General features: G+C 49.2%; 16 protein-coding genes. 3 read left to right on the top strand and 13 right to left on the bottom strand.

The annotated features are described in order from the left end of the window. Positions 1-30: 30 nt before the first annotated feature. The 7 genes from cas3 to V5J77_RS04900 all read right to left on the bottom strand — a co-directional run bounded on the left by cas3 (position 31) and on the right by V5J77_RS04900 (position 8,770). On the bottom strand, positions 31-2,499 hold the full coding sequence (gene cas3 / locus V5J77_RS04930) for a CRISPR-associated helicase Cas3' (protein ID WP_338554676.1): 2,469 nt from the start codon (positions 2,497-2,499) through the stop codon (positions 31-33). 127 nt (positions 2,500-2,626) lie between these two features. Further along, positions 2,627-3,025, bottom strand: a complete 399-nt coding sequence (locus tag V5J77_RS04925) for a hypothetical protein (protein ID WP_338554675.1) — start codon at positions 3,023-3,025, stop codon at positions 2,627-2,629. 281 nt (positions 3,026-3,306) lie between these two features. Continuing rightward, the gene (locus V5J77_RS04920; protein ID WP_338556557.1) at positions 3,307-4,167 is read right to left on the bottom strand and encodes an IS3 family transposase; all 861 of its coding nucleotides are present in this window, start codon (positions 4,165-4,167) and stop codon (positions 3,307-3,309) included. A gap of 11 nt (positions 4,168-4,178) precedes the next feature. Then, positions 4,179-4,496 (bottom strand): transposase, encoded by a 318-nt coding sequence (locus V5J77_RS04915; RefSeq protein ID WP_338554669.1) that lies wholly within the window; start codon positions 4,494-4,496, stop codon positions 4,179-4,181. 208 nt (positions 4,497-4,704) lie between these two features. Beyond that, complete coding sequence (locus V5J77_RS04910) at positions 4,705-5,706, bottom strand: iron ABC transporter permease (protein ID WP_338554674.1); 1,002 nt, start codon at positions 5,704-5,706, stop codon at positions 4,705-4,707. Next, complete coding sequence (locus V5J77_RS04905) at positions 5,699-6,709, bottom strand: iron ABC transporter permease (protein WP_338556555.1); 1,011 nt, start codon at positions 6,707-6,709, stop codon at positions 5,699-5,701. The genes V5J77_RS04910 and V5J77_RS04905 overlap by 8 nt, the downstream gene beginning before the upstream one ends. 96 nt (positions 6,710-6,805) lie before the next feature. Continuing rightward, the gene (locus V5J77_RS04900) at positions 6,806-8,770 is read right to left on the bottom strand and encodes an AraC family transcriptional regulator (RefSeq protein WP_338554673.1); all 1,965 of its coding nucleotides are present in this window, start codon (positions 8,768-8,770) and stop codon (positions 6,806-6,808) included. A 214-nt stretch (positions 8,771-8,984) separates the two neighbouring features. On the opposite strand from V5J77_RS04900, the gene V5J77_RS04895 reads away from it, so the two are divergent. Beyond that, positions 8,985-9,206 carry a DNA-binding protein gene (locus V5J77_RS04895; protein ID WP_338554672.1) on the top strand — a complete coding sequence of 74 codons (222 nt, stop codon included), beginning with the start codon at positions 8,985-8,987 and terminating at the stop codon, positions 9,204-9,206. Between the two features lie 11 nt (positions 9,207-9,217). Here V5J77_RS04895 and V5J77_RS04890 read toward each other — a convergent pair whose 3' ends face one another. Both V5J77_RS04890 and V5J77_RS04885 read right to left on the bottom strand, forming a co-directional pair. Beyond that, positions 9,218-9,751, bottom strand: coding sequence for an SMI1/KNR4 family protein (locus tag V5J77_RS04890; protein WP_338554671.1), 534 nt, complete (start codon positions 9,749-9,751; stop codon positions 9,218-9,220). Positions 9,752-9,788: 37 nt separating this feature from the next. Then, positions 9,789-10,178, bottom strand: a complete 390-nt coding sequence (locus V5J77_RS04885; RefSeq protein WP_338554670.1) for a DUF1801 domain-containing protein — start codon at positions 10,176-10,178, stop codon at positions 9,789-9,791. Positions 10,179-10,555: 377 nt separating this feature from the next. Between V5J77_RS04885 and V5J77_RS04880 the strand changes: the two genes are divergently transcribed. Both V5J77_RS04880 and V5J77_RS04875 read left to right on the top strand, forming a co-directional pair. Then, complete coding sequence (locus V5J77_RS04880; RefSeq protein ID WP_338554669.1) at positions 10,556-10,873, top strand: transposase; 318 nt, start codon at positions 10,556-10,558, stop codon at positions 10,871-10,873. An 11-nt stretch (positions 10,874-10,884) separates the two neighbouring features. Then, positions 10,885-11,745 carry an IS3 family transposase gene (locus V5J77_RS04875; protein ID WP_338556552.1) on the top strand — a complete coding sequence of 287 codons (861 nt, stop codon included), beginning with the start codon at positions 10,885-10,887 and terminating at the stop codon, positions 11,743-11,745. Between the two features lie 261 nt (positions 11,746-12,006). Here V5J77_RS04875 and V5J77_RS04870 read toward each other — a convergent pair whose 3' ends face one another. The 4 genes from V5J77_RS04870 to V5J77_RS04855 all read right to left on the bottom strand — a co-directional run bounded on the left by V5J77_RS04870 (position 12,007) and on the right by V5J77_RS04855 (position 16,194). Beyond that, on the bottom strand, positions 12,007-12,471 hold the full coding sequence (locus V5J77_RS04870) for an OsmC family protein (RefSeq protein WP_338554668.1): 465 nt from the start codon (positions 12,469-12,471) through the stop codon (positions 12,007-12,009). A 72-nt stretch (positions 12,472-12,543) separates the two neighbouring features. Further along, on the bottom strand, positions 12,544-13,575 hold the full coding sequence (locus V5J77_RS04865; protein ID WP_338554667.1) for a hypothetical protein: 1,032 nt from the start codon (positions 13,573-13,575) through the stop codon (positions 12,544-12,546). Positions 13,576-13,840: 265 nt separating this feature from the next. Next, a complete protein-coding gene (locus V5J77_RS04860) occupies positions 13,841-15,235 on the bottom strand; it encodes an ADP-ribosylglycohydrolase family protein (protein WP_338554666.1) in 1,395 nt (464 codons plus the stop codon). A gap of 2 nt (positions 15,236-15,237) precedes the next feature. Continuing rightward, a complete protein-coding gene (locus V5J77_RS04855; RefSeq protein ID WP_338554665.1) occupies positions 15,238-16,194 on the bottom strand; it encodes a nucleoside hydrolase in 957 nt (318 codons plus the stop codon). Positions 16,195-16,196 lie beyond the last annotated feature (2 nt).

The following is a 16,196-nucleotide window of genomic DNA, read 5'->3' as shown; positions in this document are numbered from 1 at the left end:
TCTGATGGCTAAAGAAGTTACCATTTCCCATTACATAATTGCTGACGACCATTCCCCTTCGCCATCCGTCTCCACACCGAACTGCTCTGAAAAGGCGGTTTCCCGCAAAGCCAGCACCTCGCCATGCAGCAGATACTGAATGTCCCCATTTTTATCTAGCTTCTTAAACTCATGCTCGTAAATATTGACAACATACGGCTGAAGCTTGCGCAGCAGCACGCCCAGCTCTCCTGCCTTCAGCTCGCCGTTCAAGTCGAGTATCAGCTCTTTAGCTTCCTTGTTATAAGGAACCAGCACCGTTCTTGCCACCTGACTAATGACTTCAAAATATTGCTCAGCCGTAGCGAGAGCCGAGAAGCTAATCAACTCAGGCAGCTTCCCATGCTTCCCTTTGTAGCCAGCAGCATAATTTCTGTTTTGCTCCAGCAGCTCAAAAATAGTTTCACCAAGCTTCTCTACAGGGTACTGCATCTTATTTTCAATCAATTTATAATAGTATTTAAAATAAGCCTGCATCGCCGCCTTCGACAGCAGCTCTCCCCCATACATCTGCGGATATTCCCTCATATCGTCCAATATGCGCTGTGTCTGCTCTGCACCGATGCTAATTTCCTTCAAATGCGTCAGCACCTCATCCGCAGACTTCATAATATAAACGCTCCGAATGACGTCCTTCCCATGCCGATTACATCTGCCCGCCGCTTGTGCAATGGAGTCTAGTCCTGCAAGGGAACGAACGACGCATTCAAAGCTAATGTTGACGCCTGCTTCAATAAGCTGCGTGCTGACGCAAATGATCCGTTCCTTTCTTTTCGAAGCGAGTGCTTTCACCAGCTCTTCGAGCACATCCTTGCGATGCGCCGCGCACATATTCGTGCTGAGATGAAACAGTCTGGCATCACAGTCCCCTGACCTCTGACGCTTCTCCAGCTCAGCGAACAGCTTGCGTACTGCCGACTTCGTATTCAAAATGACCAACGTGCTGTCGATCTCATCCATCCTATCCAGCACAAAATCCGCCAGCTCATCTGCCTTCCAGCCGCTCGGGGTCGTTCGATCCACAGCCTCCACCCGCTTAAAGCTCCGACCTACCTCATCGAGATTTTCAATCATTTCAGCATCATCCTTCAATTGCAGCCGATGCTTCACCCCGTCCAAAGCAGGCTGCGTCGCGGTACAAAGCAGCAGGCTGGAGCGTCCAAAGGCATGTAGAAAATTTAATGCCGCGTTAAACAAAGAAATACACTTAATCGGAACAGACTGCACCTCATCGAAAATAATGACCGCATCCGAAAGCTGATGCAGCCTCCGTACATTCCGCGTTCCCTTCGCATAAAACGTATTCAGAAACTGAACCATCGTTGTAAAAATAATCGGGCGATCCCACGTATCTCTCGCAAGTTTAATTTTCTTGCGCCGAATATCATAAGCTTCAGCCTCCGACGCATCTTCTGGCGGATCAGGCTCCTCAATGACATTCGAATGATGCTCCAAAATCATATCGTGCTCCTGCAAAATATCTCTAATTTCTTGCGCGTTCTGCTCAATTATGGTTGTGTATGGCACGATATAAATAATTCGCTGCTTCCCTGTCTCTATCGCATGTTTTAGCGCATATCGCAGGCTCGCCAGCGTCTTACCGCCTCCAGTTGGAATCGATAATGTATAGATGCCCGACGGACGCAGCGCAAAAGCCTCACATTGCAGCGACATCTCCCGTCTCAGGCGATTAATCGGATGGTCGGCGTCCTCCGCTTCGTCCATTTCGCCGAGCTTTTTCATTAAAGCTTCAAAGCCTCTCTTGAAAAATGGCCCATAATCCGCCGCCGGCTCTGCCGCCTCCTCCTCTTCAAACTGCCGCGAATTGGTCCGATCCGCATCAATTAGGCAGCTGAAAATGTACTTGATCAGCAGCGAACAAGTTATTCGGGGCAGCTTATATTCCCTCATAACCGCTATAAGCTGTTCAAGCTCGGCAGCAGCCTTGGCAAAATACGTATCCAGCTCGGCCTCGGTATGCTGTCCGAAGAACACCGCACTCGCTTGCTCATAGCCCTGTTCAATTTCCGCGTCCTTCTGCTCAGCCACTCTTTTTAGAAAGGGTGATGTTTTGCCCGGATCAATAAAATCCCGAAGCCCTTGATGATGGGAAATAATACAGTTGGCAATCCATTCTGCTGCCATTTTCTCGGCCTGCTTCGAGCTTTTCTTATGGTACCTGCGATAAATCAGTCTTCCGCCTGCGGTCGAATGATCGACTGAGCCTCTTTTAGGCGTCCTCGCATCCTTATCATTTGCCGCCGCTACGGCTAGCTGAATATAATTCCTGAAAGCGGTCGTATTTTTGCCCAAGTCATGAAGCCAGCCTGCCAGTCCCGCCAAATGACGGGCTCCAATCTTGCCTCCAAGCTGCTCGCAGCCTTCCTTTACCTCGTTCAAATGCTCGTGGACGGTTTGAATTTTGCCGTCTTTCTCCCGGATATGTGCAATATATGACATAGCGCCTCCTGAACTAGATTGAAATGCCTATTCCATATTCAATACAGCGTATAAAATCATAGAACACACTTCGACAATATCCAACATATTCCTCTTTTTACATTTAAAATTCGTGTAAATTCAATCATTATCTGCCTTTTAAATGCAAAAAAACCACCCCTAACGGAGTGGATTTCTGATCCAGAAAAGCGATGATGCTGCGATCACTCGTCTTCGTAAAGCTGAATGCATCAGCGCCTTGCAGATAACGTTCTATCACCTGCTCGTCCGCTTTATCAGCAAGCAAATTTTCAGCAACGCTCTCGATTACAAGCTCATCGAATCGTTTGAAATCTTGCTTTTTCAAGCCATGCAGCACAAAATTGTATCTCGTCTCATTATTCATGACGATTACGCATTTTCGACGATTCAGCAAGAACAGATGGGCATGCCAGCCATATAGCGGATCTCCCGCCGTCGGCACTGCCGCAAAATCCATCATTCCAAGCTCGCTCTCGAGCTTTTTCGTACATTGCAGCGTCAGCATTGCTTCATCTCCTTAATACCAATCTATAAATCCAGCATAATCCCGCAGGCAAAAAAGCGCAAGCTGCCTCGAAGCCGCCAATTGAATTAGAAAGTGAAAGCAAATCGTGCCCGTTGCTTACTTTTTTGAAGGACTGAGGTTCCGCTATTCTGGTTTTTGAGCCGATTTCAGAGCATAAGCGGACAGGAGAGCCGTTATTACCTTTATTCACCTGTCAAAAGAGCTTTGTGCAGCAACTTAACGTCTCCTGTGCTCTTCTGTCAATAGAGTGGACACGCTCATTATGCTATTTTTTCGTAATAAAGCTGTTCAAAACGCAAGGGCGACACATAGCCCAGCGTGCTGTTTGAGCGTTTTCGATTATAAAAGAACTCCAGATAGCGATACAACTGGTCGTAGGCTTCTTGCTTGGACTTAAATTTGGGATTACAGTAAATCAGTTCACGTTTTAAAATGCTATGAAAAGCCTCGATACAAGCGTTATCGTAGCAGTTCCCTCTCCGGCTCATACTGACCTTCATCTGGTAGGTGCTGAGCTGCTCACGGTAGGCTTTTGACGCATACTGTGAGCCCCGATCGGAGTGGTGGATCAGTCCTTCTTCTGGCTTTTTCGCTGCGTAAGCCTGCTTGAGGGCAGCGAGTACCAGATCGGTTGTCATATGATCACTTAATTGCCAGCCTACGATTTGCTTGGTGTATAAATCTAGAATGCTCGCCAAATAGAGCTTCCCTTGACGACAGGGAATGTACGTGATGTCCGCCACCCATTTTTCATTGGGCCGGGTCGCCGAAAAGTCTTGCTGTAGCTCGTTCGGTGCGATCGGCCACTCATGATTCGAATCGGTTGTGGTGACGCGAAACTTGCGTGACATACAAGAGCGCAGCCCCTTTTCACGCATAATGAAGCCGACCGTCCGCTCCGAAACGATCCACCCTTCTTTTAGAAGTTCATTGTAAATACGAGGGCTTCCGTAACGGAATAGCGAGTCCTGGTAGTGCCACACGATGCGCTGGGTAAGCCTTTCTTTCCGCTGTTGCCTTTCGGACGGCGCCGCGATGCGCCATTTGTAATAGCCGCTCCTAGATACGTGTAGCACCTGGCACATCTTCTCCACTCGAAATTCGGAGCGATGATCTTCGATGAATTGGAACCTTAGTTCTTTTCTTTGCTGAAGATGTGCAGCGCCTTTTTTAGAATCGCCATTTCTTCTTTCAAATCCGCCATTTCCCGCTCTTTACGGCGCGTTTCCGCTTCATTTTCTTTGAGGGTTTGTTCGAGCTTGCGAATTTTTTCCGGATAGTTGACCTCTTCCTGATTGAACTCCCGGAATTGCCCGATCCATTGATGCAAGGTGCTTTTCGGAATATTCAGCTCTTCGCAAATGTCCGATATGGTCTTGGTCTTCTCTTGCACATACTTTACCGTTTGTCTTTTGAATTCTTCATTGTATCGTTGCCGTTGTTCTCCCACTCGCGGACACCTCTTCTTTTTTGTTACACCTATTATTAGGCGTTCCTTAAAGCTGTGTCCACTTTTTATTCTAGTTACACTTAGTCCGCAACTATCACTGTAACCCTTGCTTTGCTTAAAATAGCGGCTCCTGTGTCCAGCAATATGTCATGCCCGAAGCTATCAGCGGGTGCTCATTTGCCATTGCATGACAATGTCATCCAGATGGCTAAACACTAGCCTTGCGCTTAAACAGCAAATACATAAAGAACGGAGCCCCGACTCCTGCCGTGAACACCCCAGCGGGAATATCTAACGGCATAAACAGCATGCGCCCCGCCAGATCGGCGAGCAGCAAAACAATCGCACCTAGCAGCGCAGAAACTGGAATGACCATTTTATAGGAATGGCCCGTCAGCCTTCTAGCCATATGAGGCGCAAGCAGCCCGATAAAAGAAATCGTTCCGGCAATGCCGACCGCCGCCCCGGCCAGTGCCACGCTAAAAAATAGCAGCAGCATGCGATTGAGCTGAAGCCGGCTTCCCAAGCCGCGCGCGACGTCCTCGCCTAACGACTGCACATTCAGCTCCTTGGCAAAAAGCAGCGCCAGCGGGATAAATCCGACAACCCACGGCCACAGTGCTTGAATATACGACCAGTTCGTGCCGTAAATGCTGCCCGTCATCCAGTTCAGCACCTGCGCCGCCAAATAGGCGGGCCCGCTAATGAGCAAAAACATCGTAAGGGCGCTCATCGCTGTCGATATACCGATGCCGATTAGCACGAGCCGCAGCGTGGAGACGCCTTTTTTCCAGGCCAAGACGTAGTTCAGCGCCGCCGCCACAAAAGCGCCCAAAACCGCAATGACCGGAATGAAGTGAATGCTATAGCCGGTGAACAACGTCATAAAGCCAACAACCGCGACAGACGCGCCGCCCGTCACGCCAAGCAAATCCGGCGATGCCAGCGAATTGCGAATGACGCCTTGCAGCAAGGAGCCAGCCACTGCCAGTGCCGCGCCAATGAGCAGGGCAGCTAAAATGCGCGGCAAGCGAAATTGCATAATAATTAAATCGCTATTGTCCGCATTGCGTCCCACTAGCGACAGCAGCACCTCTTTAATCGGAATCGCGATGCTGCCCATAGACAAGCATAGAATGCTTAAAGCAACGAGTACGATGCTAAGCGCAAGCAAGAGCAGCATATTTTTCCTTATGCGAGGCTTAGGCATATTTCTTCCTCCTCGCCACATAAATCAAGAACGGTACGCCGATAAGCGCTGTTGCCACGCCTACCGGGACCTCCTTCGGCAGAAGCACGAACCGGGACAGCAGGTCAGCCGCCACCAGCAGCAAAGCCCCCGCCACGGCGCAATAGGGAAGCAGCCAGCGGTGGTCATTCCCGACCAGTGCTCGGCATAAATGAGGAATAACCAGACCGATAAAAGCAATGGGCCCCGCCGCTGAAACGGCACTTCCCGCTAGCAGCACGACAGCAGCTGTGCATAGCAGGCGAATGAGCATCAGGCGCTGCCCGAGCCCCTTCGCATTGTCGTCTCCGAGTGCCATTACATTCAAAGAACCCGAAAGCAGGAAGCCAAGCAAGAGGCCAGCGATTATATACGGCAGCACCATCACAAGGTGGTTAAGCTCTCTCCCTGATACGGAGCCAACCATCCAGAACAGCGCTGATTCCAGTGATTGCTTATTAATTAACATAAGGCCAGACGTAACCGAGCTCGCAAATGCCGCTACGCATGCTCCCGCCAAGGTGAGCCGGATGGGCTCAAAGCTTCCTCTGCCCTGCATGCCGAGCGCATAGACGAATAGAGCTGTGATCGCCGCCCCGATAAACGCAAGCCCAATCATATTGCTCATCGTCAGCGACGAGCCGAACAAGGCCAAGCCAACTACAATGAATAGCACCGCACCGGAATTAATGCCGAAAATCGACGGCGACGCAAGCGGATTGCGCGTCAGCACCTGCATGATGGCTCCGGCTACTGCAAGACTCGCCCCTACTACGACCGCGACGAGCGTGCGGGGCATGCGGGTGTGAGTCAAAATCAAATGCTCGTTCGAGCCGTCGAACTGGCTGTAAGCGAGCCACAAATCTTTTAAACTGAATGGTTGAAGCCCGAATAGCACGCTAGCAAGCATACAAACAAGCAAGAGAGCGACTCCTGCTCCGAGAACAGCAAGCTTGCTGCCTCTCCTATCCATCCATTTAGACATCCTCCACGTAGACATCCCTTCACCCCTCCCTTTCCTCAATAAAAGAAGCCGACGCCAATAAAAATGACGTCGGCCTGCTCCGTTGTTTCAGTCGCTTTATTGAATGTCGAAATAGTCTACAATCTCATCGAGCAGCAGATTAGCCGCCTTATAGCCTCCGGCCGTATTCCAAATCGCTTCATCTACTTGAACGACTTTGTTGTTTTTCACGACCTCCAGGTTTTTGAACAGCGGATCATTCATCCACTCTTCCACTACTTTAGCCGCATCCGTCTTTCCTGCCGCTTCTGATACGAAGTAGAATAGTACGTCCCCGTCCATCTTCGGAATGCTTTCCTTGGTCATGACTTCGATAAAGGAATCTACATTCTGTGATTCCGGGCGAGCAAAGCCAAGCTGCTCAAGAAGCACACCTGAGAACGTCTGCTTCTGGTAAATACGCACCTGCGAAGCCGAGAAGCGAACTACAGATACCTTCGTTGCCGCTTTATCGCCAATTTTCGCCTTCACCTCAGCGACACGCTGATCGAATTCCTCCATTGCCTTGTCGCCTTCATCCTGCTTATTTACCGCTTGGCTATACAGCTTGAAGTTAATTTTCCAATCGCCGCCCAAATCCTCTGCGAATACAGTAGGTGCGATCTGGTTCAGCTGCTCGTAAATTTTCTCTTGTCTCACCTTGTTCCCAATAATTAAATCCGGCTTCAGGCTGGCAATCAGCTCGATGTTGGGCTGCAATTCATCGCCTACAACCGTCACGTCTTCCATTTCCGTTTTAATGTGCTCGTACCATGGATCGCCGATCCACGATTGAACCGCGCCCACTGGCTTAATGCCTACTGCAAGCAGCGCCTCCGTTCCTTCATTGGTCAAAATAACGACGCGCTCCGGCGTTCCTGTCAAGGTCACCTCACCCATCGCATGCTTAATGACGCGGGAAGCGTCCGCTGTAGCCGTATCGGTAGCGGCTGGCGTCGAAGCCGCCGCATTGCTGCTTGATGAAGCCGAGCTCGCATTAGTCGTCGCGTTCGTATTAGAAGCTCCCGTTCCGCAAGCGCTAAGCAGCAGTGTAAAGCAAATCAGCACGGCTGCCATCATGGATATTCTTGATTCTCTGTACATAAATAAAGGCCCCTCTTCCTTGTAGTGAGAATGATTTTCATAACCATACTCACTATACCGTTTGAGCCTCCGCGGGACAAGGGCATATCTTGAACCGGGTACAGGATTATTTTGAACCTTCGCTTTGTATTGCCCGAGCGACATGCCGGTATGCTTTTTGAAAATACGATTAAAATAGCTGTCGTCCAGAAAGCCGACGCTTTCAGCTATTTCCTGCAGCGTCGCCTCTGTTTCCCGCAGAAGCTCCTTCGCCTTGCCGATGCGCAGCGCAATTAAGTAGTCAATAGGACTTTGCCCAATCGTCTGCTTGAACATGCGGGATAAATAGCTGACGCTGCAATCCAGCAGTTCGGCAAGCTCGCTGAGCACAATTCGCTTCGCGTAATGCTCCTGCATGTAGCGGATCGCTTGCGAGACGTAGTCCGCTTTTTGCACATGGATGTCTTGATTCGAAAGCTGCTGAAACAATTCATGTATGAATTGATAGAACAACGTCTTAATATATAGCTGGTCCAGTACATTCGGATGCTGCCATTCCTGCTGCATGCGCTGGATTTTATCGAGCAATGCAATGGGCTGAGGAGAGGCAAAGCTATATTGCAGTTGGAACGGATTATGCTGCTCCATCAACTGAACGAGCTCCTGACGGCTCGGGAGCGGCAAAACCGCCTTGTACAAAATCAAATAATATTCCAGCACACGATCCGCCGTAATATCCAGACACATGCCCTTGCCGCCATGCAGCATATGATAACGCTCTACCAGCACCGTCTTGCCGTCCATCCGTACCTCAGCATTTCCGCGCGTCGTGTATAAGAAAGCGCTCGCCGGCAGCTGATAGGAACGAAGCTCCTCCCCTCGCGCCATGATGATATGACGTACATCCATAATGCGAATGGAAGCCTGGTTCCACAGCAATATATGCTCACTTTGATTCACCCTGCTCTATCCTTCCTTTCCCCATGCTGCTAGTTATGCACCCATGTCCGTTTCATTCCATTGTTTAGTCCTTCTATTATAAGTGATAATAATTCTCACATACAATGGTTGATGATGAAATTTTGCGAATCGGTTATTGGGTGGGAGGAAATAATAAAGGCTTTCCCGAATGATAGTCATCAAGGAAAGCCTTTATTTATAAGGAGTGATGTACGTGGAGCCATCCAAGCTATCGCCTGATCATGAGAAAACAAGCGATTTGCCTCATATCGGCAAGCCTGCAACCCGCGCATTAACCGCAGCCGGATACGTACAGCTGGAGCAATTCACAAAACTTACCGAGTCGGAATTGCTGAAGCTGCACGGGGCAGGGCCTAAAGCAATAAGGATCATCCGGGAAGCACTTGCCGCCAAAGGACAGTCCTTCGCGGAATAAACAGACCAGCGCTATACTTCAGTGACGAGGGTAGAATTATCCTCGTCATCTTCGTCGTTCTCATCATCTGTCGCGAGCTTCAGCGCAGCATGAAACGTCTCAAAATTTTCACACAAGACGGATAGATTACCTTCCATTATTTCTTCGACCGTTACGTTCTCGCTTTGCGCCTCCGACTCCGCATCCTCTAAACAAAGAGCCATTTCATGATCAATATATAAAAGGCTAGGCTTCTCATCCGTTTCGCGATAATCAAAGACAAGCCAGTCTCCGCTGCTGATGCTCCAAGCGAATGGAATTAATTTGCGCGGCTGAAGAACAACCTCGGCGATCGCTTCCAGATTTTTAGAATAGGAGGCATCCAGCTTAATAAACCGAATACCCCAAGCGGTGTAGCCGTTAAAATCAACAAGGTCATATTCGGTATTAGGATTAGCTGCTTGGTTCTCATCCGTTGTCAGAAAAGTCTTATACGCTGCTGGAAAAGTAAGCTGTAGCGATTGTTCAATATCTTGAATGTCCAATAGCTGCTGTGAAAGATCCATTTTGTTAGTTGCTCCCGTCTTATTGGCGCTTCGCCTTTTATTTTTTCTTGCTGCGCTTCTCTTGTGCTTTTTTGATGTTCTCAGCTACTCTAAATGCAACGATTTTGCTGATTAATGCATAAGGCAGCGGCTTGTCTAACGGAAGCTGAATCGAACCCTTCGCGCCTTTATACGCACATAATTCCGCCTTGAAAGCCTCGATCCCGCTCGGCGCTGGATAAAACCCGATATGGTTTTTGTACGCCGCAAAATGCACCAAATTGCCATGCAGCGCAAACGTCGGCATCTGGTAGCTAATCTTCTCCGTCGCTTCTGGCGCCGCCTCCTTGATGATCTTTCTCATCGCATGCAGCAGCTCTTGAATTTCTGGAGGAAAGCCCGCGATATATTCGTCAATCGTTTCGAAGGTCATTTGGTTGCTGTCCATAAATAGCCCCTTTCCGCTAATTAGTTCACAAAAAAACGATACCTATTATAGGCGTAATTTAGACAACGAAAAATAAACAACGAAAAAGCGGCTAAGCTCACTTCCTTTCCATTATAATATAAAAGTCATTTTTTTCATCAGCAATTAGCCCCTTAAACAGGACATAGATCCATATGTATGGTGCTTCATTCATGCTCTTCGTTTCAGGAGCGTACTCCCTATGCAAACATATACTTGGTGGACACAGCAGTCGTTATTTCGACAGAATCACGGGCTATGGCATAGGCATCGGACACAGTGTAACTAGAATAAAAAGTGGACACAGCTTTAAGGAACGCCTAATAATAGGTGTAACAAAAAAGAAGAGGTGTCCGCGAGTGGGAGAACAACGGCAACGATACAATGAAGAATTCAAAAGACAAACGGTAAAGTATGTGCAAGAGAAGACCAAGACCATATCGGACATTTGCGAAGAGCTGAATATTCCGAAAAGCACCTTGCATCAATGGATCGGGCAATTCCGGGAGTTCAATCAGGAAGAGGTCAACTATCCGGAAAAAATTCGCAAGCTCGAACAAACCCTCAAAGAAAATGAAGCGGAAACGCGCCGTAAAGAGCGGGAAATGGCGGATTTGAAAGAAGAAATGGCGATTCTAAAAAAGGCGCTGCACATCTTCAGCAAAGAAAAGAACTAAGGTTCCAATTCATCGAAGATCATCGCTCCGAATTTCGAGTGGAGAAGATGTGCCAGGTGCTACACGTATCTAGGAGCGGCTATTACAAATGGCGCATCGCGGCGCCGTCCGAAAGGCAACAGCGGAAAGAAAGGCTTACCCAGCGCATCGTGTGGCACTACCAGGACTCGCTATTCCGTTACGGAAGCCCTCGTATTTACAATGAACTTCTAAAAGAAGGGTGGATCGTTTCGGAGCGGACGGTCAGCTTCATTATGCGTGAAAAGGGGCTGCGCTCTTGTATGTCACGCAAGTTTCGCGTCACCACAACCGATTCGAATCATGAGTGGCCGATCGCACCGAACGAGCTACAGCAAGACTTTTCGGCGACCCGGCCCAATGAAAAATGGGTGGCGGACATCACGTACATTCCCTGTCGTCAAGGGAAGCTCTATTTGGCGAGCATTCTAGATTTATACACCAAGCAAATCGTAGGCTGGCAATTAAGTGATCATATGACAACCGATCTGGTACTCGCTGCCCTCAAGCAGGCTTACGCAGCGAAAAAGCCAGAAGAAGGACTGATCCACCACTCCGATCGGGGCTCACAGTATGCGTCAAAAGCCTACCGTGAGCAGCTCAGCACCTACCAGATGAAGGTCAGTATGAGCCGGAGAGAGAACTGCTACGATAACGCTTGTATCGAGGCTTTTCATAGCATTTTAAAACGTGAACTGATTTACTGTAATCCCAAATTTAAGTCCAAGCAAGAAGCCTACGACCAGTTGTATCGCTATCTGGAGTTCTTTTATAATCGAAAACGCTCAAACAGCACGCTGGGCTATGTGTCGCCCTTGCGTTTTGAACAGCTTTATTACGAAAAAATAGCATAATGAGCGTGTCCACTCTATTGACAGAAGAGCACAGGAGACGCTAATGCTCTGATGTTAGCCATTTTGACGGGGTGGGGAGGACAATAGCGAATCTCCTGTCCGCGCGCGACCTGAAATCCGGGAAAAGCTCAGAATAGCGGAATCTGTGTCCTCTAAAAATAAGAGGGGAACTTCAGTGCTTCATGCTCTCAGCAAAATGAAGCCCGCGATCTCCTAAGAGACCACGGGCCTTATGCTTTTCACAAAAATAGCGCGAGCCGCTTACAGCACAGCCGAACCTGTATTTTCAATCATAATCCGCTCTAATTTCATCTGAACCGGGTTGGCAATCGTATCCCCTACTGGGCATTTGCTCTCCAAAAATCGAACGAAGGCTTCTACCTTCTCCTTAGGCGAATCTGTTTTGATCTTGAACGTATAGCGGATATCGGAATAGCCTGGACGAGCCTCGCTTTTATTGAAAAAACCATCGAGATCAAGGTCGCCCTCAACCTCAACTTGGAAATCTTCAAGCTTTACATCAAACTTCGGAGCATATACTCGGGCAACAATAGACTGGCATGCACCCAACGAAGCAAGCAGCGCTTCCACAGGATTCATCCCCGTATCCGTTCCACCGAGACTCTTCGGCTCATCTATCGTCAATTCGAACTGTCTCGCTGTCGCTTTGACTTTAACCCCATCCTGTAAATGCGCCGTTGCCTTAAACGTTTGAACATTAGCCATCGTTAAGCCTCCTTATTTTGAAACTATTTTTAGTCCATTTTTATTCCATTTCAAATCCGTTTAAAATCTGTTTTATACTCGCACCCAGTCCGTTGTCGGAAAATAGCTCTTGCAGGCTAGCATTTCATTATGCAGGCGGTTAAGTACGTCTCGCTCCTGCTCTTTAATTCGGTTCAGGTTATAATTAATGGAATGTAGAATATCATTGTTGCTCGTCTGTCTATATTTCATGAGGGACACTCGCCCAAGATTGACGTCCCGCTCGATCGGCTCATAACCAGAAAGCAGCGTTTCATCCTTGATGTAGCCTTGGGCCAGCATATATTCGATTTTCGCCCGCATGCACTTCTTGTGCTCCCACAAAATGTGCAGCGGCCGGCCGTCGGGCGCTCGGGTTCCGTCAATTACTTTGCCTATCTCCTCCGCTATGTACTGGTACACATCCATGCCGAAGGCCAAATGGCTCTCATTGGCAAATACGGTTTTCAGACGATTCGTGGCGCTTAAGTAATCCTCGAGAAAATAAAGAACGGAATCCGCCGTAAACACATATTTGTGGGCGCTAGCCCGATATAGGCAAATCCGTGTCTTATATTCCTCGTAATTGCCGTATTCGTCATAAAAGGTCGCCTTGTTGAAGGCGGTTTCATAATCATCAAAGGCAACAGAGAAGGTCTGATATTTGCCGTCCACAAAATTGGTCACCAGATAGCTCTGCTGCTCGCTATCGTACCCGCTGATCAATAGATCATGCGTAAAATCCCTCACGCCAAAAAAATCACTGTAGGGCATATAAAACTCGTTGACGAAAGAGAGAACATGATAGCCTTGTTCAAGGCTAGTTTGAATAAAGCGGTGGATGTCGGTTAGGAGGACGACGAGTGAACGGGATATCGCCTGGGTATCTCGCAGCGGGCAATTATCCAATTGGTAAAAATTCACTGGGCAAGCTAGCTCTACGAAATCCTTTGCGCAAAATAATTGGGTGTAATAGCTGTGCATCCACGGCCCCGCGCTCTCGGAGTGTCCAATAATACCGAATAAATAAGCATGGTGCAAATAGCCATAAATAGGTGAATCAGCTAGCGGCAGATGAATTTTCATTGAAACATATCTCCCTTGTTCACATTGTATAAAACACCCAATATTGGTAGATTCGAAGCTATTATCCCACTCCTATTTTACGCTGTCAATTGGCAAGATTAATGAAGCCTTAGTGTTTCCAGCCTAAAAACAAACTTATCTAATAGGATTAACAAGCATACTATAACTCCCAAGAGTTCACTGTCGATATGCTTTTTAATATGCACCCCTTTCCATAAAAAAAGGCATCGGTAGGACGATACCCACCAATGCCTTCTCCACCCTATTATGAATGATTCAATTCCGCCTCAATTTTCCGAAAAACCTCATAGCTCCGCCGCGCAACCTCGGAGATCGCAATCGGATGAAAGCCGCTCAGCTCCGCATACAGCGTATCATTCAGCGGCTCGACCCATGACTTCGGCAGCGCCGCTGCGCCATGCTTTGCGCCCATAATCGAGCCGACCGTCGCACCGTTGCAATCCGTGTCCATGCCGCCATAAACGGCCGTCGTTACAGCCTTCTCGAAATCATCGCCTGCATACACAAGCACCGCAGCTACCAGCGCTGCATTATTGTTCGTATGCACAGCATCATAATGGCTGAACGCTTCCCAAATACGGCTCACCAGCTCGCGGTCGCTGCTTGCCGTCTCCGCAATGGCAACCGCTTTGCGCACATCATAAGCAAGTCTGCTCGTTGCCGGAATTTCACTGAGGCCAATCTCGACAATGCGCTTGTTGTCCTTCTCAACGAAGGCAGCGGCAATCATCGCCGCGACGAACATCTCGCCATAGATGCCGTTCTTCACATGCGAGAAGGAGGCATCGCGCCAGCCCAGCTCGGCTGCAAGCTCCGGCCTTCCGGCTACGCCGTAAGCGAGCCCATCCGCACGGATTTGCGCGCCAATCCATTCTCTGTAAGGGTTCATATACATCCGTACCCGCTCTAGGCGCTCAGACCAATCGCCGGGCTTGTCTCCATTCAGATGGGAGGTCTCATGGGCAAAGTTCAAATAAGACTGCGTCTCCGCTGTGCAAACCTGACTGTAGGTCAGGTTTTTGTGCCAAAGCTTGCCGATGTCCCAGGAATCGAAAGCGAGCCCTTTTTGCTCCAGCAGCAAAAGTCCTAGTACCGTGTAGCGGATATCATCATCGCTTTCCATATACTGAATCGTCTCGCTTGTGCTCATCGGCGACCAATCATTCAGCCCCAGCCCGTACTGCTCGCTTGCTGTCGATTCGCCCGGCGTATAGCCTTTAATCGGCCAAGCGTCAGCGCCGCGGAACCACAGCTCAATATTTTCCCAGCCCGGACGCCCGTCTTTGCCATATAAATAATCCCAATACTCCACCGGCTTGCCAAGCGCACAGCCTACACAACGTCCTAGCCAAGCCCCATAAAACTTGTCCTGCCACTGCTCATTGGTCAAATCCGCTGCCAGCGTTCTTGGGCCCTCCGGGCGCAGCCTGCGGATAGCTTCCAAATCAGATGGCTCCTCATAAGGGAAATCTGCACTCACTTCCAGAGCCGACAGCTCGTTATAAATCTCCATAAGCGCAGCGGGATTTTCACCCGCTGCGGCCAGCTTTTCCGCGAAGCCGTTTACGTCGCAGCCTTCTTCCCCGCGCTGAATCATCTCAAAGCGGACAATTTCCCGCAGCTTATCCCAGCCTGCCATAATTAAGCCTGCCCTTGTCGAGCCTTGGCATTCTCATCATGCACCGCAAGAGCGTCAAAAATGAGCTTAATAAAAGCTTCGCGATCCACATCCATCAGCACCTGCACATTTGCCGTTTCATCCGTTTTTTTGCGGCGGTCTGCCACTGTCATGCCTCTCGTCACCCTGCCGTCCGTCTCTATCGAAACGTGATAGCTTTCACTTTGGAACAGCTCAGGGCGAAGCAGCCAAGCAATCGCGCAAGGATCATGCAGCGAGCTGCCTTCAAAGCCCAGCTTGCGGCTGTAGATGGAATAGAAGTCGAGCAGCTCGCCCACCATGTAGGATACCTCGCCGCGCTGCTTCAGCGCTTCAATATCCTCCTGATAAATAGCTGCCTTATCAGTCACATCCAGTCCGCTCATCGTAATCGGGACGCCCGATTCGAACACGATTCTTGCAGCCTCAGGGTCAACATATATGTTGAACTCAGCCGTTGACGTTACATTGCCGTAGCTGATGCCTCCGCCCATAAGGGAGATCTGCTCGATTTTCTCCTTTACATCGGGGAAGCCTTTAAGCAGCAGCGCAATATTGGTCAGCGGGCCGATTGGCACGAGCGTGACCTTCTGCTCCGAGGAACGGATCACCTCAACCATCAGCTCAATCGCATGTTTATTCACCGGCTTGAAACGGGAGGGCGGCAACTCTGGGCCGTCCATGCCGGAATCGCCATGTGCCTCTTCTCCCGTTACGAGCTTGCCTAGCAGTGGCCCTGGCGCACCCTTCGCCACCGGAATATCTTTATCTATAAAGCTGAGCAGCTTAAGCGCATTGTTCGTAATTTTCTCCAGCACCTGATTGCCGCCAACCGTCGTAATTGCTTTTACCTCCAGCAGCTGTGGATTCGCAAGCGCGAGCAATATCGCAATCGCATCATCATGCCCTGGGTCACAGTCGATAATAATTGGTCTAGCCATCG

This window comes from Paenibacillus sp. KS-LC4 (assembly GCF_036894955.1).
GTDB lineage: Bacteria > Bacillota > Bacilli > Paenibacillales > Paenibacillaceae > Pristimantibacillus.
Note: the sequence above shows the minus strand (reverse complement) of the source record. Positions and strands in the feature narration are given on the sequence as shown.